Raw genomic sequence first — 22,884 nt, 5'->3', positions numbered from 1 at the left:
GTCCCCCATGGCCGACATCGCCATCTTTGAAGACGATGCGTTTTCTGTTTCGTCGCTGACCGCTGCCATCAACGAACAACCGTACCAGCCCGGCCGCCTGAGCAGCCTTGGCCTGTTTCAGGAAGAGGGCATCACCACCCTGACCGTACAGATCGAAAAGGACGGCGACACCCTGGCCCTGGTCCCGGCCGGTGAGCGCGGCACCTCGGGCCTGATCGTCGGTGCCAGCAAACGTACGTTGATCCCGTTCAACACCGTGCACCTGCCGGAACGCTTCACCATCAAGGCCGATGAGATTCAGGGCATTCGCGCCTTCGGCACCCGCAGTGAGTTGCAAGCGGTGCAGGACGTGGTCAATGCACGACTGTTGAAAGCGCGTCGCCAGTTGGACGCCACTCACGAATTCCAGCGCGCCGGTGCCTTGAATGGCCAGATCCTCGATGCGGACGGCAAAACCGTGCTGATTGATCTGTACAAAAGATTTGGTGTTGACCGACAACGTATGTCGATGGGCATGACCAAGGCTGGCAACGACTTTCGCGTCAACTGCGGTATAGCTTTGGATCTGCAAGAAGATGCGCTTGGCAGTGTCACCAGCACCGGGGCCCGGGCGTTCTGCGGCAAGAACTTCTGGAACACGTTGATGGGTCTTCAGGAAATTAAGGATACCTATCTTGGTTCTGCACAAGCCGCTGCGTTGCGCGGCGATGCCCGTGAGAGTTTCGAGTATGGCGGCATTGTCTGGGAACGCTATCGCGGCAAGATCGGAAGCGTTGCATTCGTCCACGACGACAAAGCCCTGCTCGTGCCCGAAGGCGTCCCCGACCTGTACATCTCCGCTTTCGCCCCGGCCGACTACATGGAAACGGTCAACACCCAAGGCATCCCGTACTACAGCAAGATCGAGCCGATGCCGTTCAACAAAGGCATGGCCGGTGAGGCGCAGTCCAACCCGCTGCACATCTGCACCCGGCCGCGCGCGCAGATCCTGCTGGAGCTGTAAGCGTGGGCATCCGCGATCTTGTGGCCGAGATCGACAGCGTGATCTTCGACGTGCTGGCCGACACCGGCCACATCGAAGGCCGCGCCGAACCGGTGATGGGCATGTTCTCGGCACCGTGGAAACAGCCGCAGATCGGTCGCCTAAACACGGCCATTCGTGAGCCGCACTTTGTGGTGCGGGTGGCGGACTCCGACGGGCTGAGCAAAGGGTTGAAAGTCACCATCGACCTGCCTGCGCTGGACGGTGGCGGCGATTACGACCTGCTGCAACTGGAACCCAGCGGCGACGGACTGGTGTCGCTGATCTTGAGAAAACGCCCATGAGCATCGGCAGTTTCAGCGAAGTCAAAAAGAACAGCGGCATGCTCCACATCCAGGCCTCGGCTGAGGATCTGAAAGCGTTTGCAGACTTGGCCATCCTGGTGCCCAAGGCTGCCGCCAAAGCACAGCGCCGAGCCATCAACAAAACCCTAGGTTGGTTGCGCACCCATATCGCGCGGGCCGTGGGTAAGCAGGAACGCATCGCGGTCAAGGCGGTGCGGCAGCGGCTGCGCAGTTACCCGGTCGCGGGTGGCGCGATGCGCGGCAAATTGTGGTTCGGCATTAACCCGCTGGAAGCCAGCCGGGCAGGGCGCGCCCGTCAGACCAAGGCGGGCGTGTCGGTGGCTGGGCGGCGTTATCAGGGCGCCTTCTATAAGAAGGTGTACGGCAATCAGGCTGATGTGTGGATTCGTACCGCGAGCAAGCACTTCAACCCGGCTGATTATCCTGATAGCGAGGTCTCATCCCGTACCGGGGGCAGTTCAGGTTTTGTCGGTGAAAACAGTGCCCGCTTCCCGCTGGCCAAAGCCAAAATCTCACTGGACGCCGTGCGCCCCCACTTCGATGCCTGGAGCCGCAAGGCCGACGAACGCTTGATGCACGTTCTCAAACAAGAGATGAACTTTGAACTGCAAAAATACTTGAAGGGGACACGCCGTGCCTGAGCCGCCGTTTAACCTCGACCTGCTGTATCAGGCCATCGAGCAGCACCTCCAGCAGCACTTGCCGGGCGTGCAACTGGTCAGCTTCTGGCCGGACATCCAGCAGCACATCCCGCTCCCGGCGGTGTTTCTCGACATTGCCGAGATCGAGCCGGGCACCGATATCGGCACCGGTGAAACCACCCTGACCATCACTTTTGAAGCACGGGTGATTGTCGACGTAATCCGCGCCGATCACTACCCGCAAGCCGTGCACCTGGCCACCCAACTGGCGGTGCTGTTACGCGCCCAGTCGTGGGGTTTGCCGGTTGAACCGGCCGAGTTTCAGCGGTCGGGCCAGGATTGGACGCGCCCGGAACTGGACGGCTACACCGTATGGCTGGTGGAGTGGACGCAGACCGTTTACCTCGGTGAACAAGAATGGCCATGGCCCGATGAGCTGCCGGGCACCTTGCTGATCAGCGTCAACGATGAAGACCACGTCGCCCCCGAGGGGCTGCCATGAGCTACGCCAGTGCTGAACACGACCGCATCATCGCGGCCCTGTTGATTCCTTGCTACGTGGTCGCGGTGGATTTGGCCGCATCCCCTCCAGCCTGCAGGGTCTCCACCGGCGACTGGACCAGCGCCTGGGTGCGCTGGCACAGCGTGGCCGCAGGCAAGGCGCGGCATTGGCGCGCACCGAGCATTGGCGAGCAGGGCGTGTTGTTCAGCCCTAGCGGAAAACCCGAAATGGGCACCTTTGTGCCGGGCCTTTACGGCGATGCAGGCGCACCCCCGGACAACCGCGACCACGTCGAGGTGTGGCGGTTTGATGATGGCGGCTCGCTGGTCTACGACTGGCAGGCCAAAAGCTACAGCATCACCTTGCCCAGCGGCACCGTGACCATTGCGGTCGGTAGCAGTTCGGCGGTGGTCACGGACAGCGCCATTACTGGCAAGGCCGAAGCGATCAACCTGACCGGGAAAATAACCCTGAACGGCGACGTGGTGATCAAAGGATCGATCTTGACCCACAACGGGCTGAATGTCGGATCGACGCACACCCATAAAGGCGTAACACCCGGTGCGGGAATAACGGGCACACCGTCTTAACCAACCTCGCTACGGCGAGGTTTTTATTACCTGGAGAACACCATGAGCAAAACATCTGACGACAAAGTCACCGAGCCGGGTGCCTTGGTCCTGCAAAAAACCACCCCTGTCACGGAACCGGTTCGTGCGTTCCGCGACAAGGTCTACACCTCCCGCACCCTGATCCTGCCCGGCGGCGCCACGCTTGCGGTCGCCAAAGGCCGTGCCACGGCGGTCGACGATCAGCAGTTTCAGTACCTCAACACCCACCCGGATTTTGAACGCCTGACGGAGTAAGCCGCGATGATCGGAATGGATCGCCACACCGGCGCGGCCCTTTCCGGCGTCGAGCACTTGCGCCAATCCATTGCCGACATCCTCACCACCCCGGTGGGCAGTCGGCGCATGCGCCCGGCCTATGGCTGCCAGTTGCGCCGGTTCGTCGACATGCCGATCAACGCGGGTTGGAAAAGCGCGGTACAGGCCGAGGTCGCCCACGCGCTGAACCTGTGGGAGCCGCGTTTCAAGTTGCAGGCGGTGCGGGTGTCGGCGGTGCTCGATGGCGTGATCACTTTTGAACTCAAGGGCCTGTACCGGGGCGAGGGCGTAGCAATGGAGGTGAGCGCATGAGTACCGTGGACCTGTCGGCATTGCCGACCCCGGAGGTGCTGGAGTCGCTGGACTTTGAAGACGCCTATCAGGAAGAACTGGCGGTGTTTCGCGCCTACATGGGCGACAACTGGAACGCGGCGTTGGAGAGCGACCCGGTGGTCAAGTTGCTGGAGCTGGGCGCCTACAGCCGGGTTCGGCACCGGGCGCGGGTTAATGACGCGTCCAAGTCGCTGCTGTTGGCCTACGCCCAGCGCACCGACCTCGATCACCTCGCCGCCAACGTGCGGCTTAAACGGTTGGTGATTCAGGAAGCCGATCTGCAAAGCGTGCCACCGGTGCCGCAAGTGATGGAACTGGACGACGCGTTACGCGAGCGTATCCAACTGGTGTACGAGGGCCTGACCACGGCCGGGCCGCGTAACAGCTACATCCTGCACGCGCGCAACGCCTCGGCGCTGGTGGCTGACGCGCAGGCCGAAAGTCCGAGCCCGGCCCACGTGGTGGTCACCGTGTTGCATCTGGAGGGCAACGGCGTGGCCGACCAGCCGTTGCTGGACAAGGTGCTGGCCCACCTCAGCGACGAAGACATTCGCCCGGTCGGGGATCGGGTCACGGTGCAAAGCGCCGAGGTGCAGGAATACCGTATTGACGCGGTGCTGCACATGGCCGGGACCGGCTCGGAAAACGAAGCGATTCTGGCCGAAGCCACCCGGCGCCTCGCGGCCTGGATCAACCCGCGTCGGCGCCTTGGCGTGGAAATCGCCCGCTCGGCCATTGATGCGCAACTGCACATCACTGGCGTCAGCCGCGTGGACTTGCCCGGCTGGGTCGACATTCCCCGGGCCACGCACCAAGCCGCGTACTGCATCGGCTACAGCGTGACCCAAGGCGGTGCCGGGTGAGCCTGCTGCCGCTCAACAGCACACAGTTAGAGCGGGCCATCGAAGCGGCGATTGATCACAACCCGGCGATTCCGATTCGCACCTTGTACAACGCGAAAACCTGCCCGGCGCACTTGCTGCACCAGTTGGCGTGGGCATGGTCGGTGGACCGCTGGGACAACCGCTGGAGCGAGCAGGTCAAGCGCGCCGCCATTGAATCGGCATTCTTCATCCATGCCCACAAGGGCACCATCGGTGCGCTGCGCCGGGTGGTGGAGCCGCTGGGCTATCTGCTGGAAGTGATCGAGTGGTGGCAGACCGTACCGCTGGGCGTGCCGGGCACGTTCGGGCTCAAGGTCGGGGTGCTGGACACCGGTATCACCGAGGAAATGTACCGCGAGCTGACAGCCCTGATCGATGACGCCAAACCGCTCAGCCGCACGCTGACCGAACTGGTGATCAGCCTTGAAAGCACCGGCCAGCTCAACGTCTTTTCCTGCCTGTACGAGGGCGAGGTGATCGACGTGTACCCACCGGCGCCGCACGACATCGAGGTCACGGGGCATTACGGCCCGGCTGGCCGGGAACATCAAACCGAATACCTGGACGTGTACTCATGATTGATCAAAGCAGCCAGTTTATGGCGATCCTCACGGCCGTGGGCGAGGCCAAGCAGGCCAACGCCGACGCAATGAACATCCCGTGGACGTTCTCTCAGATGGGCGTGGGCGATGCCAACGGTGCCGATCCGCAGCCCAACCGGGCGCAAACCAAGCTGATCAACGAGCGCCGCCGCGCGCCGCTGAATCAGGTCAAGATCGACCCGAAAAACACCAACGTGATCATTGCCGAGCAGGTGATCCCGGAAAACGTCGGCGGCTGGTGGATTCGTGAAATCGGCCTGTACGACGCGGACGGCGATCTGGTGGCGGTGGCCAACTGTGCGCCCAGCTTTAAACCGGAGCTGGCACAGGGCTCCGGCAAGACCCAAGTGGTGCGCATTAACTTCATCGTCAGCAGCGCCGCCAACGTCACGCTCAAAATCGACCCGAGCGTGGTACTGGCGACCCGGCAGTACGTGGACGACCGCATCATTGAAGTGTTGCCGCCGACGCGCAAGCCCGGCAGTTACACCAAGGTGCTGATCGACAAACGCGGCGTGGTGATCGAGGGCAGCAACCCCGAGACACTGGCCGATAACGGGATCAAGGACGCTTACACCAAAACGCAAGTCAATGACTTGCTGCAGGGGAAAGCGGCGCTCGACAGCCCGGTGCTGACCGGCACCCCGAAAGCACCTACGGCGCCGCTGAACAGCAACAGTCAGCAGTTGGCCAACACGGCTTTCGTTCAGGCGCTGGTTGCCTCGCTGATCAGCGGCGCGCCGGGTGCGCTGGACACCTTGAAAGAACTGGCCGACGCCTTGGGCGGTGATCCAAACTTTGCCAACACCATCATCAATGCCTTGTCGCGCAAAGTGTCCCGCGAAGGCGATGAGATGTCCGGGGGCCTGACCCTGGGCAATGGCACCGATGTATCGCCCTCGCTCAGCTTTCGCGATGCCTCCGGTATTGGCGGGTTCAGCCTGAACAAAGGCGTGTTGCGCTACATCGGCTATTACGGGTCGCAATCCAAACAACTGTTCTCGCTGGACTTCAACAGCGGGAACGTGGCCAACGCTCGCGGCGCCTTGTGGGACGTGGTCACCTATCCGCCGTCGACGTTCTGGAACACCGGCAATTTCAACCCGGCGTCCAAAGCGGACGCGGCAGCGGTCACGGCCGCACTGGCGACCAAGGCCGACAACGCGACCACGCTGGCGGGCTACCGCATCGGGGACGCCTACACCAAAACCCAGACGGCCCAGCTGGTCGAGAACGCGATTACCGCGCTGGTGGGTTCCTCCCCGGAAGCGCTGAACACGCTCAACGAACTGGCGGCCGCGCTGGGCAATAACCCGAACTTCGCCACGGCCATCAACGAAGAACTGGCCAAGCGCGTGCGCCACACCGGCGACACCATGACCGGCCCGCTGACCCTTGCGGGCCTGACCACCAGCAGCCCTTCGATGAGCTTCAAGTCTGAAGAGGGCGTCGGCTCGCTGAACGTCTACCGACAGCGTCTGCGCTACATCGGCTATTACGGCAGTGAGTCGAAAGAGATCTTTTCGGCCGACTTTGCCACCGGCGACGTGTTCAACGGGCGCGGCGCGTTGTGGGACGTGTCCAAGTACCCGCCTGCGCAGTACCTCAAGGTCAACCAGTCGTTGGCCAGCGGATCGAACCTGCATTGCGGTTCTGGGAATTCGCCGTATATCGCGTCCATGACCAGCGAAACCGGCTCGCTGGAAGTGCATAACGAGGCCAACAGCGCGGCCTCGGCGGTGATGCTGTTTCACCGTAAAGGGATTTTCGGGGCCTACTTTGGCCTGGACACGGACAACCAGTTCAAGGTCGGCGGGCTCTCGATGGGCGCCAATGCCTACACCGTGTGGCACTCGGGCAACGCCCCGAAAAACACGGGCAGTGCAGCGGTGACCGGTTGGTGGCGATGCGCTGACACCGGACTGATGCGTATGTGGGGGGTGACCAACAGTGTCGGGCAGGATTCGGCCGTGGCGGTGCCGCTGCCGATGACCTTCCCGAACGCGGTGTTCGGCGTCCACTTTATGCAACAGGCCGAGATGAAGCCCAGCGCGGTGGGTAACTACGGCGTCAAAGACGTGACCCGCCAAGGGTTCACACTGGTTAACGGCAACGACGGCGTAGGGCCGTGTTATTGGGAGGCGTGGGGAAATTGAAGACTGACACCTACTACCTGCACCGCACGCAGTTGAATTTCTACTGTGATTCGGTGTTTGGTCCACGTCGCATCGACGTGGTTGATCCCGAGTGGACGCCGCCTGTGGTGTATGTGCCGGACCCGGACTGGTCGCCGGATGCCGACAACCTCAGTGCGTCGGCGCCGAACATTGAAATGCCCGATCCGGACGCCATACCGCCCTTGATCAGCGTGCCCAACCCGGCCTGCAAACTGCCGCCTGAGCACGAGCTGCTGGAACTGAGCGAGGCGTTGTACCTGGAACTGTCCCACGCGTCGGCGGCAGGCAAGGTCGTGGCCCTGGACGAGGACGGCGTGCCGTGTCTGGTTGACCGGCCGCCACCCAGCCTTGCCCAGCAAGCCGCCGGACAGCGCCAATGGCGTGACCGGCTGCTGCTGAGCACCGACACGCTGATCGTTCGCCATCGGGATGAAACCGAAGCCGGTCGGCCGACCACGCTTGGTGCTGATCAATACCGGGCGTTGCAAGGCTTTCGCATGGACCTGCGCGACTGGCCCGAATCCGAGGCGTTTCCGGACGCCACCCGGCGCCCGGTCGAGCCGGACTGGTTGGCTGACTACCTTGCCTGACGCCCCGCACCCCGGGGCGTTTTTGTATCCACTGTTTGACCCACACAAGCCCCGCCCTGCGGGGCTTTGTTGTTTCTGGAGAGTACCTGTATGAGCACAGCCAGCCGTTTTCACGGCGTTACCGTAACGCTGGTCGACACCGGCGCGCGCACCATTGCGCTGCCGTCGACCTCGATCATCGGCCTTTGCGACACCTACACCGTCAGCCCGGCCGCATCGGCCAAACCCAATGACCTGGTACTGCTGACCAGCGAGCGCGAAGCCATCGCCGCATTCGGTGAAGACTCGGCCATCACCCGTGCGGCCAAGGCGGTGTTCTTGAAAGCCAAGGCCGTGATCGTCGCGTGCGGCGTGGCCGAACTGGAAGATGAAGCGCTGCAAACCTCGGCCATCATCGGCGGCGTGTTGGCCTCGGGTCAGCGTACCGGCCTGCAAGCCTTGCTTGACGGCAAAAGCCGCTTCAACGCCCAGCCGCGGCTGTTGATCGCGCCCAAGCATTCCGCCACGCAAGCGGTGGCCACGGCCATGGATGCACTGGCGGGCAAGTTGCGCGCCATCGCCATCGTCGACGGCCCCAACACCACCGACGAGGCGGTGCTGGCTTACGCGCAGGAGTTCGGCAGCAAGCGCATCTACATGGTTGATCCGGGCGTGCAGCAGTGGGACACGGTCACCAGCAAAACCATCGACGCCCCGGCCTCGGCGTTCACCGCTGGCCTGTTCGCCTGGACTGACACCGAGTACGGCTTCTGGGCCTCGCCGTCGAACAAGGAATTTGTCGGCATCACCGGCACCACGCGCCCGATTGAGTTTCTGGACGGCGACGAAACCTGCCGCGCCAACCTGCTCAACAACGCCAACATCACCACCATCATCCGCGACGGCGGCTATCGCCTGTGGGGCAACCGCACGCTGTCGGCCGATTCGAAATGGTCCTTTGTCACCCGCGTGCGCACCCTCGACATCGTGATGGACGCGATTCTGGCCGGGCACAAATGGGCGGTGGACCGCTCGATCACCAAGACCTACGTCAAGGACGTCACGGACGGCCTCGAAGCCTTTATGCGCGACCTGAAAAATCAGGGTGCAGTGATCAACTTTGAAGTGTTTGCAGACACCGAACTGAACACGGCCAGCCAGCTGGAGGAGGGCAAGGTGTACTGGAACATCCGTTTCACCGACGTGCCGCCTGCCGAGAACCCTATTTTCCGCGTGGAGGTCACCAACCAGTGGTTGACCGAAGTGCTGGAAACCGCCGCCTAAGGAGGCCGCTCAATGATTCCGCAAATGCTCAGCAACACCAACCTGTTCGTGGACGGGGTCAGCTTCGCCGGTGACGTGCCGTCGCTGACACTGCCCAAGCTCACGGTTAAAACCGAAGCGCATCGCGGCGGCGGGATGGCCGGTGAGATCGAGATGGACATGGGGCTGGAAAAGCTGGAAGCCAGCTGGACCAGCACCGGGGTACGCCGCGAGATGATGAAGTACTTCGGACTGTCGGACCAGACCGGCTGCAACGCGGTGTTTCGCGGGGCCTTCAAGGGGCTCAAGGGCCAGATCACCCCGGTGATTGCCACCCTGCGCGGCATGCTCAAGGAAGTCGACCCGGGCGACTGGAAGGCGGGCGACAAAGCTGAAATGAAATACGCCATGGCGGTCACCTACTACAAGTTGGAGATCGACGGTCGCGTGATGTACGAAATCGACATGGTCAACGCGGTGCGCGTGATTGACGGCGTCGATCAACTGGCTGCCGAACGCAGCGCCCTGGGCCTTTAAGGAATTCCCGCATGACTATCAATACTGAAAAGAAACTCCCGTCCTGGCTCATCCTGACCGACGAAGGCGTCACCATCACCCTGCGTTACCCCACTGAACTTAACCATGTCAAAACCGACAAGGTGGTCATGCGCGCGCCGACCGTTCGCGATGTACGGGCAGCAGGCGCGGTCTCCGGCGGCGATGCTGAAAAGCGCGAATTGCAGCTGTTCTCCAGCCTGACCGAAATCCCGCCCGGCGATCTGGAGGGGCTTAAGGTGGTGGACTACAGCCGCGTGCAGGAAGGCTATTTTCGTCTGGTCGACGAAGGCGAACTGTAACCCCGCAACCCTGAAACAACTGGCCAAGCGCTTGGCGGCAGAAACGAGTTTTTCTGCCGCCGAGATCATGGCCATGCCGTTTTCGGAAATGGTCTGGTGGCTCACGGATTGAGCCGCCTGACGCGCAACCACAGGGCAGGGCGAACAGATGGCAAACAAACTCGCGCTCGGGCTGGTGATCGGCGGGGCGGTCAGCTCCTCCGTGGGCTCAGCGTTCAAGGACGTTGAGGGCCGGATCAAGAAGCTGGAAGCGACCGGGGCCAAGGCCCGGGTCATGCAACGCCAGATCGGTGACACCATCCGCCTGCGCAACGAATGGAAAAAGGCCCACGACAGCGGTGCGGCGGGTGCGTCCACGCTGCTGACCAAACTCAACTCCAACCTAGACAGCCTGCGCAAGCAGGGGATCGAGGTCGGGCGACTCGACCGGGCCTATCAAATGCTCGGCCGTACGGCTCGGCAGGCGGATCTGAAAGCCCAGGGCCATGCACAAATCAACGAAGGCCGGGCCAGTGTCAAAAGCACGGTTGGCCGGGCAGCGGTGGGGGCGGCAGCACTGGCGGTGCCGACCAAAGTCAGCGCCGATTACAACGCCATCATCCGCGACATCGCGATCAAGGCAGGCATCGCCAATGCCCCCGAAGAAAAGCAGATGTCGCGCACTATCATCGATACCTCACGTGACACCGGCATGGCCCGTAACGAGGTGGCCACCGTGGTCAACGAGCTGGTGGGTGCCGGTATGGACCTGGCCAAGGCCATGGAGTACGCGCCGGTGGCGGCCAAGTTCGTGATCGGGCAGGGCTCGGACGGCGGCGAAACCGCCAAGATGATCAACGCCCTCGGCCAGAACGCCCAGATCACCAGCGCCAAGGAAATGCAGCAGGCGCTGGAAGCCATTGCGTTTCAAGGGCAGGCGGGCAGCTTTGAGGCCAGTGACATGGCCAAGTGGTTTCCCGAACTGCTGGCCAACATGGGCAAGCTGGGCATCACCGGCATGGACGCCGTGACCCAGCTGGGGGCCATGCTGCAAGTACAGATGAAAACGGCGGGCAGCTCCGACGAGGCGGCCAACAACCTCAAAAACTGGATGGACAAGATCAGTTCATCGCAGACCGTGGATGCCTACGGCAAGGCCGGGATCGATTACGAAGCCTCCATGCAAACCGGCATTCAACAGGGCATGTCGACGCTTGAGTCGAGCATGGCTCTGGCCAAGAAGTACATCGAGCAAACCGACCCCAAACGCGCCGCCAAGATGGCCGAAGCCACGGCGCAGATCAGCAAGGAATCGAACCCGGAAAAAGCCAAGGCCATGCTCGCGTCACTGGAGCAGGCCCTGCGCACTGGCGATATTTTTTCCGACATGCAGGTCAAGGCCGCGCTCACGGCCTACATGCAAAACAAGGAGCTGTACGGCCAGCTCAAGCGTGAATCGCGCGAAGCCAGCGGCATCCTCGACAAGAACCTGGCCGAGCGCCGCGAAACCTCGTCGCAGAAATGGAAGGAAATGGCGCAGTCGATGGACGACGCCATGCGCTCGGTGGGCGATGCGATCCGGCCGATCACCGACGGCGTGGCCGAAGGGCTGACCAGTGTGGCCAAGGGTATTACCTCGCTCAGCGACCGCACGCCCGGGTTGGCCATGGGGCTGACGGTGTTGGCCGGTGGAGCGCTGACCCTGCAAGGGCTGCTGGGCTCGTTCAAGATCGGCAAGGGCCTGTTCAACCTCGCCCGGGGCGCCATGGGCGGACGGGATGCCAAGGGCGTGCAAAAGGTCTTTGTCACCAACGCCGGTGATGACGACAAGGAAGACGGCAAGGGCTCCAAGGTGTTGGCCCTCGCGGAGATCGGCCTGAAAGCCTTCGGCGGCAAAAAGGACGATGACGGCGACAGCGAGGAAGGCGGCGAAAGCAAAGGCTTTGACCCGATCGATACCGGGCTCAAGCTGCTGGATGTATTCCGCGAAGCGAAAAACGACGAAGACGGCGGCGAAGACTCGGGGCCGCAAAAGGTGTTTGTGGTCAACGCCGCCGCCATGGGTGGCGGTGGTGGAGGCGGTGCCGGTGGTCGTGACGGTCGACGTCGCGCGGGCAATCGCAACGGCCGCCGCCGTGCGGGTGGTGGTGGTGGTGGTGGTGGTGGTGGTGGTGGTGGGCCTCGGCCGCCGCGTCCGCCAGTGCCGCCCGTTCCACCTGTACCGCCGGGGCGGGCGGCGCGCGCCATGGGGTTGATTGGCAAAGCAGGTAAAGCGGTTCCTGGTGCTGCGCTGTTTGAAGGCGTCCTGCGCGCGGCCGACACCTACCAGAACGCCAAAACCAAGGACGAAAAGGCCGAAGGCTACGGCGCCGCTGCGGGCAACATGGCCGGTGCGCTGGCAGGGGCAGCGGCCGGTGCGGCCATCGGTTCCGTGGTGCCGATTTTGGGCACGGCGGTCGGTGGCTTGATCGGCGGCATCCTCGGCAGCATGGGCGGGGAATCCATCGGGGGCAGCCTCGGTAAATCATGGTTCGGGTCGGACGATGAAAAACCCGCTGAACCGCCGAAGTCCGAAGCCAAAGCGGCAGGCGAGCCACTGGCTCCAGTGGTCAAGCCGGTGTCATATGACCCGACTGATCCGGACTCGAAAGACCCGTTCCTGTTGCCGCACTTTGCCAACAAGCCGCGCTTTCCCGGTGCGGACCTGGTGCGCCCGGATTCGTTGCCGCCGCCGACAGCATCACCGGCGCCGGTGGTCAAACCGGTGTCGTATGACCCGGCTGATCCGGACTCGAAAAACCCGTTCCTGTTACCGCACTTTGCTAATAAACCGCGCTTCCCGGGCGCGGACTTGGAACGGCCCAAGTCGCTGCCGCCTGAGGGCTCACTCGGTGCCAGCGCATCACGCGAGCTGCCCGGGGCGGTGAACATGGGCGACGTGGTGCGCTCGTTCGCCGCCACGGCACCTGCCGGGCCGCTGGCCATGCCGCCCCAAGCAGAGCCGGTGCTCAAGGTTGAACCGCCGAAGATCGATCAGAAGATCGACGTCAATGCGGCGCTTTCCATCACCGTGCAGGGCGACGTGAAAGACCCGGCCGCACTGGCCCGGGAGCTACAGCCACACCTGCAACGGCAGATCGAGCAAATCAACCAGCAGATGTCGAGCCGGAATCTGTACGACCAACCGCATCTTTAAACAGAAGGGGCAAGCCATGGCCTACATGGAACAACTGCAGTCGGGGTTGAAGTACCTGACTGCGGCCGGGGAAACCGGGCGTCGTAGCCTGGACGGCATGCTTGGACCGGTGAACGGCGCCATTGGGGAAATCACCGGCGCCGCCTCCGAACTGAGCGACTTGCCGTTCATTGGTCCTGCGGTCGGGGCCAAGGTGCAACGGCTGATGCGTGGGGTCAACGCCGCGCAGGCCAAGGTCGGCGCGGTGGTGGCCACCTACAACAAAGCCACCCGGGCGGCCTCGCAAATTGAGGAACGCCTCGGCGTACTCAAAGAACAGGCGGGTAAGGCGGCGACCGCGCTCAACAAAATCGCAGGCAAAGTCAGCCCGTCACTGGCCAACATCGTGCCCACCGGCGCGCTGGGCGCAGACGCGACCCCGGCCGCCGAAGCGGTGAAGCCATTCCCGCACCTGCTGATCATGCAACCGCTCAAGCCCGGATCGACACCGTTCTACTTCAACCTGGACACCGCCGCCTTCGACGAACTCAAGCGCTCCAGCGAATACCGCTGGGCTTCACAAGAGCGCCTGAGCCGTCGCCCGGCGCAACAAGCCGTGGGCATGGGCGAAGAACGCATCACCCTGACAGGCGCGATCTTTGGCGGGTTCAAAGGCGGCATCAAACAACTCGACACCCTACGCAGCATCGGCGCCCAGCTTCAACCACTGGGCCTGACCACCGGCTACGGCGAGGTGCTGGGCAACTGGTGTTTGAAAAACATCGAAGAAGAACAAAGCGCCCTGCTGCAAGGCGGCATCCCGCGTAAACAGGGCTTTACCTTGGAGTTTGTGCGCTATGGCGACGACCTGCAGAACGGCTAGCGGCGATGTGCTCGACACCATCTGCCAGAACTACTACGGCCACCTCAATGGCACGGTCGAGGCCGTACTCGATGCCAACCAGGGGCTGGCCGAAGAGGTTCAGCCGTTCAAGGCCGGGCTGGTGATTCACCTGCCGGATTTGCCTGCGCCGAGTGATGAGGTGGTGATGTTGTGGGGTTAGCCTAAACGCACTTCATTCAGCAGCTCGGGATGGTGATCGAGCAGTTTCAGTAACTTCACCAGTGCCAGTGGTGGTTTTGTTTTGCCGTTCTCATAACGGGAAAACGCATTCACGCCACCGCCGAAAATCTCGGCCGCTTCACGCTGGTCCAGGTCCAGCTTTTTACGCACAGTAGTGATGAAGCCTGGGTCAACAATCGAAGCATTCACTTGTTTGTTGAAGGCCAGCATTGCAGCACTCACGCGGGTGGATTCGCTGGCATCCAGCACGGTTTCACCACAGGCCGGGCAGAATTCGCCGGTGACCGAAGGGATCACAGTGGACTCGTTCTTGTAGGTGTAAGACACGTCGCGGGTGTCATGCACCAGCTCTGCCGAGACGCAAGATGGACATTTCATGTTCATAGCTCCTTGAAGGACACGATGAGCACATCATCAATGACCGTGAGTTTCAGGTAGACCTCGCCAGCGTGGGTTTTACGCCGGTACACGTCCTGCCAGACCTTATGGTCTGCATGCGTGGTCATGCTCTTGTAAAAGTCAGCGGGCGCCAGTGCCATTACCACGCTGACGATGCCGTCAAAGTCGAAGCCTAAAGCCGCGCCACCGGTCAGTGCTGACAGGGTAGAGCGCACCTTGCCCGCTTCAATCAGGGCTTTAACGGTGTGTAGTTTGCAGTGCGGGGTCTTTTTCTCCATGCGGCGAAAATTAACTTACTTGGTTTAATTTGGCAAGTAGGTTAATGCGCTGAGCATAGTCCGTTTTATAACCGAGTGATGTTTCTTTACAGCCCCGTCCAGAGCGGGGCTTTTGCCGTTTGGAGAATGTATGACACCCACCTTCCGCATCGTCGCAGACGGTGCCGACATCACCGCGCTGATCAACGACCGCCTGCTGTTGCTGCGCACCACTGATAAACCCGGGATGGAGTCAGACGACTTTGAGCTGCGCATCGACGACCGTGATAGCGCAGTGTCTTTACCCAGCCGAGGAGCCAGCATCGAAGTGTTCCTCGGCTACAGCGGCACGGCTCTAACCCGTCTCGGGCGTTACACCGTGGACGAGGTCGAGTTGTCCGGCCCGCCCGATACGCTGGTGATCCGGGGCAAAGCCAGCGACATGCGTGGCAGCGGCAAGACCACGCGCAGCGGCAGTTGGGAAGGGGTGAGCCTGGCCAGCATCGTCAAGGACGTGGCGGCACGCAACGGCTGGTCGCCGGTGTGCCCGGTCGACACGGTAGTGCCGCGTGCTGACCAGCTCAGCGAATCCGACTTTAACTTCATCACCCGACTTTCCAAGCAGTTCGACTGCACCGCTAAAGTGGCGGACGGCAAGCTGCTGGTGATGCAGCGCCAAGGTGGACAAAGCGCGAGTGGTACAGCGCTGGGCACCATCACCCTGACACGTAGCGACGTCAGCCGGTGGCAGTTCCGGCTGGGTGATCGCAGTGCCCACAAGGCGGTCAGCACCAAGCATCAGGACAAGAAAACCGGCAAGTTGGCCATCGTCACCTTGGACAACGACGAAGCCCCGGACGGTCTACCGCCCGTTCACACAGACCGCCACATTTACCCCAACAAATCCGCCGCCGAACAGGCCGCCAAAGCGCGACTGGCCGCGTTCAACCGCTCGACCGCCGCAGTGCGTCTAGAAATGCCCGGGCGAACTGATTTGTTTGCTGAGCGGACCATCAATGCCCAAGGCTTCAAGGTCGGGCTCGATGGTGAGTACCTGGTGGACTCGGTGGAGCAGGTTTTCACCCAAAGCGGCTGGAGCACCACCGTCGAATGCAATGGCGGCAAGAAAGGCAAAGCCAAGGCCAAAGGCAAGAAGCCCAAAGCCCCGCTAAAAGTCGTGCAGCTACAAGCAAATTAATCCCAAACCTAACCCGCCTTGTGCGGGTTTTTCATAAGGGCAAGCCTATGTCGATTACCCAGCAACAACTCCAGCAGATCCTCCCCAACGCCGGCCAATCAGCCGGCGTTTTTGTTCCTGTGCTAAACACGGCGATGGTTCGCTTCCAGATCATCGGGACGAAGCGCGTCGCCGCCTTCATCGCCCAGATCGGCCACGAGTCCGGCCAGTTTCGCTACGTGCGCGAGCTGGGCAGCGACCAGTACCTGAGCAAATACGACACCGGCTCACTCGCCAAGCGCTTGGGCAACACACCTGAGGCGGACGGCGACGGCCAGAAGTATCGCGGCCGTGGCCTGATCCAAATCACCGGCCGCGCCAACTACATCGCATGTGGCGAAGCGTTGGCCCTTGATCTGATCAACCAGCCAGAGCTGCTGGAAAAGCCGCAGCACGCGTGCATGTCAGCAGCGTGGTTTTGGGCGAGCAGAGGGCTCAACACCTTGGCCGACTTGGGTCAGTTCGACACCATCACCCGGCGCATCAACGGCGGCCAGAACGGCGCAGCAGACCGTCAGGCGCTGTACGCCCGGGCGTTGAAGGTGTTGGCGTGAAGCTCGATGCGCTGAAGTGGAGCGGGGCATTGGTGTTGATGCTCTGCCTCATGGCGGGCAGCGCGTGGGCCGCATGGGAGTGGCAGGCAAACGCCTACGGCCAGCAGATTGCCGAGCAAAAAGCCGCCCACCAAACCGCGCTGACCGACGTGGCCAACGCCAACTCCGTGCTGATCCTTGCCGAACAGAACAAACGCTTCGCCCTGGAGCAATGGCTGGCAGCGAGTGACCAATCCCATTACCGAGCCCTGACCGATGCAAAAACCAATCAAGACCGCTTGCGTGATCGCATTGCTACTGCTGACCTGCGGCTGTCAGTCCTACTCGACGCCACCGCCGCAACTGATAGTGACGGAATGCAAGCCTCCACCGTCCCCGGCGGCGTGGTTCATGGAACCGCGAGAGCCCAACTTGACCGAGCGCATGCTCAACGAATTATCGGAATCACCGGCGACGGCGACCAAGGACTGATCGCGCTGCAGGCCTGTCAGGCCTACGCCAAAGAAGTCTCACACACGAAATAAAAGGAGCGGCCGAAGCTGGATGCGTCAACATCCAGCCTGGCCACCAAACCCGCAGATTAGCCCTGCAAGCCCAGTCAAGGCTCCTGCTCCGTGCACAAAGCGGAGCGAGCCTATCACCTGTCTATCCATACAGTAAAGGTCTTGCAAACAATGTCCTCACCCATAATTCCTTGGATGGGCGGCAAGCGCCGCCTCGCCGACCGCCTTATCCCCCTGTTCCCACCCCACGAATGCTATGTCGAAGTCTTTGCCGGCGGCGGGGCGCTGTACTTCCTGCGCCCGCAGCCTGCCCCGGTTGAAGTCCTCAACGACATCAATGGCGACCTGGTCACCCTGTACCGTGTGGTAAAGAACCATCTGGAAGAATTCGTGCGGCAATTCAAATGGGCACTCAGCTCACGTCAGATATTCGAGTGGCAAAAAATGACCCGCCCGGAAACCCTGACCGACATTCAGCGCGCCGCTCGTTTCTTCTACCTGCAGCACCATGCTTTCGGTGGCAAGGTCTCAGGTCAGAGTTTCGGTACCGCAACCACCGCCCCTGCAATCAACTTGCTGCGCATCGAAGAAAACCTGTCTGCCGCTTGGCAGCGCCTGTCCGGCACCTACGTCGAAAACCTGCCCTGGCTTGAGTGCGCCGAGCGCTACGACCGGCCGCACACTTTCCACTACATGGACCCACCTTACTGGCAGACGACAGGGTACGGTGTCGACTTTCCGTTTGAAAACTATGAGCGCATGGCCGATTTTATGAGGTGCTGCAAAGGGAAGGTGATGGTCAGCATCAACGACCATCCGGAGATCCGGCGGGTGTTTGATGGGTTTCATTTTGAGACGACGGAGATCCGGTATACGACCACGAATCAGCGGCAGGGGAAGGCTGAGATGACGGGGGAGTTGATTGTGATGAATTGGGAACCGAAGGCTTTGGGAGGATTGTTTTAGATTGGTAAGTTTGAAACCGACAGCAGTCCGTGACGAAGGGCTGCTATCGGCCGAGGCTGTGTAAAAACGTTTTTGATCACGGCAGGTGCTCAAAACAGGACTGGAAATCGCGTTTCTGCGCGAAATTCACATCTGCAGACGTGCCGATAAATTTCAGATTTAACGTAGACGCGGACACTTCAATTTTGGCGACGCGTTTTTACACACTCTGGGCCAGGAGCGTACATTCGCCAGCGTCCGCTGACGGCCAAATACGGTCATTCAGACGTGACTACTAAATTGGGGGCGATTTAGAGTGTAAACGCAAATCAGCACCACTAACCTATGATCAGGCAGATAGCTCTTGCTGAGATTGGCACCGTACCGAAAAACCTGAGCGCCAGAACTTTTGCAAGCCCAATTTGAGATTGAAATGGCGTACTATCATCAGTAGGAACAGTCAGTGAAACTGACCTGGCTGAAATGACATAGCACCGAAAATAAGGTGCAATTCAAAATGCAGAATTTATCCTATGAATTCAATTTTCTACCTTCCGCGCAGCCTCTCCAATAAAGACAGAATTTACACTGAAGAAGCGTTGCTGGCGGCTTCAAATTACGTTGTTGTCTTAGCAGAACCCGGAGGCGGAAAAACTGAACTTATGGGAAGCCTAGCCCGACAGCTGGGAACTTCAACCGTTACCGCAAACAAGTTCAAACACTTGGGGGCCGATGCCGAGAATTCCCCACTCGTGATCGATGCGTTTGATGAGTTGGCCAAACTCGATCAAACGGGCATTCACAGCCTTCTTGCTAACGCCAGAAAAGCAAAGCCAACACGCGTCATCATTTCGAGCCGATCCAGCGAGTGGGGTACAGCTGCCACAAACGCATTCGAAGACTATCTAGGATGCTCACCGCTGGTGGTTAGGCTTTGCGAGTTTGAAGAGGGAGAACAGCGGGAAATTTTTCATCATCATGTTCGGGGTGAGGAATTTTCAAAGTTCCAAGCGGAAGTGGCTCGATTCGACTTAGGAGCGTTACTCCCTAACCCCCAATTTCTCAAGATGTTTGCAGATGCCTATATGGAAAGCGGCAGACACTTCACAGATAAACGAAATATATTTTCACAAGCGGTCGAGCGGCTGGCGAAGGAAGCTAACGTCAATGTAGCGCAGACGCTATCCAGCAAACAAAGGGTTGCTCTGTCGTCCGAAGTGTTCGCCAAGCTTTTGCTGTCCGGAGCAGAAGGCATAGGGACGAGCGAGTTAACCGCAGATCGGATCTATCCACTGCTGGCATCACTTTTTGACAAACACACAGCAGCTGAAGGCATCTTGGCATCTCGGCTTTTCAAACCTGGAGACAGTGCGGATCAGCATCGGCCTGTTCACAAGATCGTTGCTGAATACTGTGCGGCAGACTACCTTGCAAAGCGGATCGCTGATCCGGTTGATCCTCTGACATTACATAAATGCCTACCTATCATCGCTCCGAACAACGTAGTTCGAGATGAACTCCGGGGATTACTGGGTTGGCTCGCGGCGCTAGGCAACAGATCCATTCAAGAGACTGCTATTGAGCTTGATCCCTACGCGGTGCTTGCGAACGGTGATCCCTCTCAACTTGAACACTCCTCAAAACGTCTACTTATACAGGGCCTGAAAGACGTCGAAACGAAGGACCCCTATTTCCGCCGAGGAGATGCTTGGCGCCGGTTCAGTGCTTCAGGTTTCTTCACCCAAGAGGTTATGACAGAGATTAAACCCCTGCTAGCGAGCGGCAGTGATGGGCATTTGCGTGATCTAATTCTTGAGCTGTTGACGGGGTCACCAGCGATTGCGCATCTGACACAAGAACTGCGTCAACTCGTGTTGAACTCAAGCGAAAGCGAACACACTCGCTTGTTGGCTAGCAGATGTCTGCTCGACCTGTCCGGCCATGACCATCGCGCCGATTTAGCAGTCCTAGTCTCTGAAGCCAGTCATACCTCTCTGAAAATTGCGGTAACCATCCTTACGGCTATCGGCGCAGAAGCATTAGGTTTAGCTTACCTCGCCAGCTTCTTTCGAGTCTGCTCAAACCTTTACCCTAGTCATCAAGAACCTTACAAATCCACAATCGGTACGCGTTATTTCATAAGGCGCTTTGTTGGCGGACTTGATTTGATATCAATCGAGTGGCTACTTGATGACTTAACCAAAGACCTTGTTTGCACATGCAAAAAAAAACATTATGAATGTGATTGTCGAATTGGAATCAGCAAGATTGTAGGCCTAATGCTGGATCGATACTTTGACCTGGAAATGCCTCCTTTTGCCCCGAAAAGGGTTTGGCATTGGATCGAAAATCTGATTTTCCATGAGCAGAAATCAACAGATCAGAGCAAGGCAGTTCAAGTGCTTCAAAATGACGATGGATTGCGCCAAGGGATCATGGCACAAGCACTTGGAAACCTTACCAACAGCGACGATATTTTCGAGACTAAAATACAGAAATTTGATTTTCACGCTCACTCCGGCCTTCGTTTTCAATCCGATGATTACAACTTTATAGTCGATCTGGCATTTGAAATTGATAACCCAGCCCTGTGGGCGAGTTACATCGCAATGCATAGCTTTAATCAAAGTCAAGCACTGCGAGGCCCAAACAAATTGCGACGGCACATGCGTGAACAGGCATTGGAGAAGCCTTCTTTAATGCGCGAGTGGGTAAAGTTCAACAGAGCAGTCGCGCAATCTGCACAATCCCAACAAAAAAGCATGTCTGCACACAGGCGGAGGATGAAACGCCGCCACCGAGAACAAAACGACATAAAAAAGTTAAACATCCAGTATTTGCGGGACAACCGAGAGCTTGTTGAAAGTGGTCGGCATTGGAATTGTCTTGCGCGCTTTGCTGATTTGGTACTTACCGCGCCCGATCAAATTGAGCATGAGTTCGGTGATGAAGTGCTCGTTCGTAAAGCTCTCAGAAACTGCCTAGATTTCATTGCTCCCGATGTACCTAATCTGCTCAGGCTTGCGGAATTACAGTGTGCATCGCAGGGCGCGTACACTGAACCTGTTCTTTTTGCAGCTTGCTTGGAAATCATGCGCAGCGACGGAAACCTGGAAAATGTCGATCTGCCGTTACTGAATGCACTGCGAACTAATCTCGACATGGGCTACGGTGCCGTGTCGGACGAAGAACGTGATGCGCTGAAAGATGAAGTCAACCGATTGATTTTCGCAGGTGCGGGAAGTGCCGAAACCTTTCTCCGGCAGTACGTCGAGCCCCAACTCGCGCAAAAGGGCTGTCAACATCCCGATATTTGGTTGTTACGCGGTGATGAGGTCTTCAGCCACCTACGGGCGGCAATCTCAATAGAATGGCTTGACCGATTTTCTGATCTGGCGCTCGGATCGCTTGATACGCTCTTTGAAATTGCGGCCGAATTCGGTGATCGCGATGTCCTTCAAAAAATCATCGCAGAGCGTTGCTCAACTTTCATGTCCGCGTGGCCCAGCCCGACTGGCGATGAAGACCTCGAAAAAAGGCGCGTTTTTTGGTTCGTGCGCGCTTTTTATTTTTTAGAGGACGCGCCTGAAACATATTGGAACTGGCTCAAAACCGACAAGGACACCATATTTTCGCTTAATGAGCGCTCTGGGCGATTTAACTATGGCGAACACTCCCATTGGCCCAAGCTCACATTAAGAAAAGTGGTGGCTGTTCTAGAGGCCTTTATTGACAAGTGGCCAAAGGTAGACCTCCCGAGCCATTGGGGTACGGGAAGCCCCAACGAAGAAAATGCGTACCGCTTTTTGACAGAAATCGTTTGGTTAATCGATTTAGACGTCTCCGATGACGCCGTCCGTGTCATTGATCGTCTCCTTGCCGATCCGAAGTTCACAGACATGTACAACGATCTTAGGAGCATACGTGCTCGTAAAATCAGTCAGATTGCACGGAGGTATTTCGAACCGCCGACGCCACAGGAAATCGTCGATCGACTGGATCGCGACATGGTGGTGAATGTTGAGGGTTTGCGTCAACTCGTCCTCCAAGAACTTCAAGATTTTCAGAAAGCAATAAATGGTGGTGAATTTAACTCCGCGGATCGCTTTTACGACAATGGTAAGCACTTGAACGAAGTACGAGCTACCGAGATCATTGCTGAACGTCTCAGCCTAATACTCAAGCCTCAGGGCATCGTGATTACGCCGGAGCACCAGCTAAAAAGTGCTAACCGCAGCGATTTCACGACGACAAAATTGATTGGCGGTACAAGACGGCTGCTTGTGACTGAGGTAAAAGGTCAGTGGCATAGAGAGTTATACACTGCCGCGGCGGCGCAACTATATGCGCGCTACTCCATCCACCCCGACGCTGAACACCAAGGCATTTATCTTGTGATCTGGTTTGGCCGAGATGTGAACGTCGCAGGAATTAAAAACCGAAATATCAACACCGCTCAGGAGCTGAAAAGCAGCATCGAGAAAACGATGCCGCCAGAGCTAGCTGGACTAATTGATGTGTTTGTTCTGGACGTTTCTAAACCCTAAAATGCAGCAATGAAGGATCGAACCGAAGGTTGGACGCAGCAGGCCTAGAAGAGGCCAAATATCGCACTCCGAATCACCCCTATTTTTGTAGGCAGGCGGAATGACCGCTTCTGGCCGATTTCTGCCTGTCACAAAGGGCTTA

24 protein-coding genes are annotated in these 22,884 nt (G+C 59.2%); 22 read left to right on the top strand and 2 right to left on the bottom strand.

The genetic code is table 11. From position 1 onward, the window contains the following. Nucleotides 1-7 precede the first annotated feature (7 nt). The 17 genes from TU74_RS02210 (at nucleotide 8) to TU74_RS02130 (ending at nucleotide 14,280) form a co-directional block, all read left to right on the top strand. Nucleotides 8-1,003, top strand: a complete 996-nt coding sequence (locus tag TU74_RS02210; protein ID WP_048374856.1) for a major capsid protein — start codon at nucleotides 8-10, stop codon at nucleotides 1,001-1,003. Between the two features lie 2 nt (nucleotides 1,004-1,005). Further along, complete coding sequence (locus TU74_RS02205) at nucleotides 1,006-1,326, top strand: head-tail joining protein (protein WP_047275413.1); 321 nt, start codon at nucleotides 1,006-1,008, stop codon at nucleotides 1,324-1,326. Then, on the top strand, nucleotides 1,323-1,988 hold the full coding sequence (locus tag TU74_RS02200) for a hypothetical protein (RefSeq protein WP_047275411.1): 666 nt from the start codon (nucleotides 1,323-1,325) through the stop codon (nucleotides 1,986-1,988). The genes TU74_RS02205 and TU74_RS02200 overlap by 4 nt, the downstream gene beginning before the upstream one ends. Further along, nucleotides 1,981-2,490, top strand: coding sequence for a hypothetical protein (locus tag TU74_RS02195; RefSeq protein WP_048374854.1), 510 nt, complete (start codon nucleotides 1,981-1,983; stop codon nucleotides 2,488-2,490). Before TU74_RS02200 ends, TU74_RS02195 begins: the two co-directional genes overlap by 8 nt. Next, the gene (locus TU74_RS02190) at nucleotides 2,487-3,080 is read left to right on the top strand and encodes a phage baseplate assembly protein V (RefSeq protein WP_048374853.1); all 594 of its coding nucleotides are present in this window, start codon (nucleotides 2,487-2,489) and stop codon (nucleotides 3,078-3,080) included. The genes TU74_RS02195 and TU74_RS02190 overlap by 4 nt, the downstream gene beginning before the upstream one ends. Before the next feature lie 42 nt (nucleotides 3,081-3,122). Beyond that, nucleotides 3,123-3,356, top strand: a complete 234-nt coding sequence (locus TU74_RS02185; RefSeq protein ID WP_230683715.1) for a hypothetical protein — start codon at nucleotides 3,123-3,125, stop codon at nucleotides 3,354-3,356. Nucleotides 3,357-3,362: 6 nt separating this feature from the next. Continuing rightward, nucleotides 3,363-3,689, top strand: a complete 327-nt coding sequence (locus TU74_RS02180) for a GPW/gp25 family protein (RefSeq protein WP_048374851.1) — start codon at nucleotides 3,363-3,365, stop codon at nucleotides 3,687-3,689. Next, nucleotides 3,686-4,573 (top strand): baseplate assembly protein, encoded by an 888-nt coding sequence (locus TU74_RS02175; protein ID WP_048374849.1) that lies wholly within the window; start codon nucleotides 3,686-3,688, stop codon nucleotides 4,571-4,573. Before TU74_RS02180 ends, TU74_RS02175 begins: the two co-directional genes overlap by 4 nt. Next, entirely contained in the window at nucleotides 4,570-5,172 is a 603-nt protein-coding gene (locus TU74_RS02170) for a phage tail protein I (protein WP_048374847.1), read from the top strand. Before TU74_RS02175 ends, TU74_RS02170 begins: the two co-directional genes overlap by 4 nt. Further along, complete coding sequence (locus tag TU74_RS24615) at nucleotides 5,169-7,352, top strand: phage tail protein (RefSeq protein ID WP_241485535.1); 2,184 nt, start codon at nucleotides 5,169-5,171, stop codon at nucleotides 7,350-7,352. Before TU74_RS02170 ends, TU74_RS24615 begins: the two co-directional genes overlap by 4 nt. Further along, entirely contained in the window at nucleotides 7,349-7,963 is a 615-nt protein-coding gene (locus TU74_RS02160; protein ID WP_052892175.1) for a phage tail assembly chaperone, read from the top strand. Before TU74_RS24615 ends, TU74_RS02160 begins: the two co-directional genes overlap by 4 nt. 90 nt (nucleotides 7,964-8,053) lie before the next feature. After that, nucleotides 8,054-9,226, top strand: a complete 1,173-nt coding sequence (locus tag TU74_RS02155) for a phage tail sheath subtilisin-like domain-containing protein (protein ID WP_047275400.1) — start codon at nucleotides 8,054-8,056, stop codon at nucleotides 9,224-9,226. 12 nt (nucleotides 9,227-9,238) lie between these two features. Next, nucleotides 9,239-9,742 (top strand): phage major tail tube protein, encoded by a 504-nt coding sequence (locus TU74_RS02150; RefSeq protein WP_047275398.1) that lies wholly within the window; start codon nucleotides 9,239-9,241, stop codon nucleotides 9,740-9,742. An 11-nt stretch (nucleotides 9,743-9,753) separates the two neighbouring features. After that, nucleotides 9,754-10,062, top strand: a complete 309-nt coding sequence (locus TU74_RS02145; RefSeq protein ID WP_047275396.1) for a phage tail assembly protein — start codon at nucleotides 9,754-9,756, stop codon at nucleotides 10,060-10,062. Nucleotides 10,063-10,210: 148 nt separating this feature from the next. Then, a complete protein-coding gene (locus TU74_RS02140; RefSeq protein ID WP_048374845.1) occupies nucleotides 10,211-13,237 on the top strand; it encodes a phage tail tape measure protein in 3,027 nt (1,008 codons plus the stop codon). Nucleotides 13,238-13,253: 16 nt separating this feature from the next. Beyond that, nucleotides 13,254-14,099, top strand: a complete 846-nt coding sequence (locus tag TU74_RS02135) for a phage tail protein (RefSeq protein ID WP_048374843.1) — start codon at nucleotides 13,254-13,256, stop codon at nucleotides 14,097-14,099. Continuing rightward, nucleotides 14,074-14,280 (top strand): tail protein X, encoded by a 207-nt coding sequence (locus TU74_RS02130; protein WP_048374840.1) that lies wholly within the window; start codon nucleotides 14,074-14,076, stop codon nucleotides 14,278-14,280. Before TU74_RS02135 ends, TU74_RS02130 begins: the two co-directional genes overlap by 26 nt. On the opposite strand, the gene TU74_RS02125 is transcribed toward TU74_RS02130, so the two are convergent. Together TU74_RS02125 and TU74_RS02120 are read right to left on the bottom strand one after the other, a co-directional pair. After that, on the bottom strand, nucleotides 14,277-14,678 hold the full coding sequence (locus TU74_RS02125) for a type II toxin-antitoxin system MqsA family antitoxin (RefSeq protein ID WP_047273846.1): 402 nt from the start codon (nucleotides 14,676-14,678) through the stop codon (nucleotides 14,277-14,279). The genes TU74_RS02130 and TU74_RS02125 overlap by 4 nt on opposite strands. Before the next feature lie 2 nt (nucleotides 14,679-14,680). Then, the gene (locus TU74_RS02120) at nucleotides 14,681-14,977 is read right to left on the bottom strand and encodes a type II toxin-antitoxin system MqsR family toxin (RefSeq protein ID WP_048374838.1); all 297 of its coding nucleotides are present in this window, start codon (nucleotides 14,975-14,977) and stop codon (nucleotides 14,681-14,683) included. A gap of 130 nt (nucleotides 14,978-15,107) precedes the next feature. On the opposite strand from TU74_RS02120, the gene TU74_RS02115 reads away from it, so the two are divergent. From TU74_RS02115 to TU74_RS02095, 5 genes are all read left to right on the top strand, one after another. Then, on the top strand, nucleotides 15,108-16,154 hold the full coding sequence (locus tag TU74_RS02115) for a phage late control D family protein (RefSeq protein WP_047273849.1): 1,047 nt from the start codon (nucleotides 15,108-15,110) through the stop codon (nucleotides 16,152-16,154). 47 nt (nucleotides 16,155-16,201) lie between these two features. Beyond that, nucleotides 16,202-16,747: a glycoside hydrolase family 19 protein gene (locus TU74_RS02110; RefSeq protein ID WP_047273850.1), complete on the top strand. Its 546-nt coding sequence runs from the start codon at nucleotides 16,202-16,204 to the stop codon at nucleotides 16,745-16,747. Then, nucleotides 16,744-17,271, top strand: coding sequence for a lysis system i-spanin subunit Rz (locus TU74_RS02105; protein ID WP_080960339.1), 528 nt, complete (start codon nucleotides 16,744-16,746; stop codon nucleotides 17,269-17,271). The genes TU74_RS02110 and TU74_RS02105 overlap by 4 nt, the downstream gene beginning before the upstream one ends. 150 nt (nucleotides 17,272-17,421) lie before the next feature. Then, nucleotides 17,422-18,216 (top strand): DNA adenine methylase, encoded by a 795-nt coding sequence (locus tag TU74_RS02100; RefSeq protein ID WP_048374836.1) that lies wholly within the window; start codon nucleotides 17,422-17,424, stop codon nucleotides 18,214-18,216. 512 nt (nucleotides 18,217-18,728) lie between these two features. Then, on the top strand, nucleotides 18,729-22,742 hold the full coding sequence (locus tag TU74_RS02095) for an NACHT domain-containing protein (RefSeq protein WP_048374834.1): 4,014 nt from the start codon (nucleotides 18,729-18,731) through the stop codon (nucleotides 22,740-22,742). Nucleotides 22,743-22,884: the final 142 nt, after the last annotated feature.

The organism is Pseudomonas lundensis (assembly GCF_001042985.1).
Classification (GTDB): Bacteria; Pseudomonadota; Gammaproteobacteria; order Pseudomonadales; family Pseudomonadaceae; genus Aquipseudomonas; species Aquipseudomonas lundensis.
This window is presented reverse-complemented; position numbering and strand designations above follow the sequence as displayed.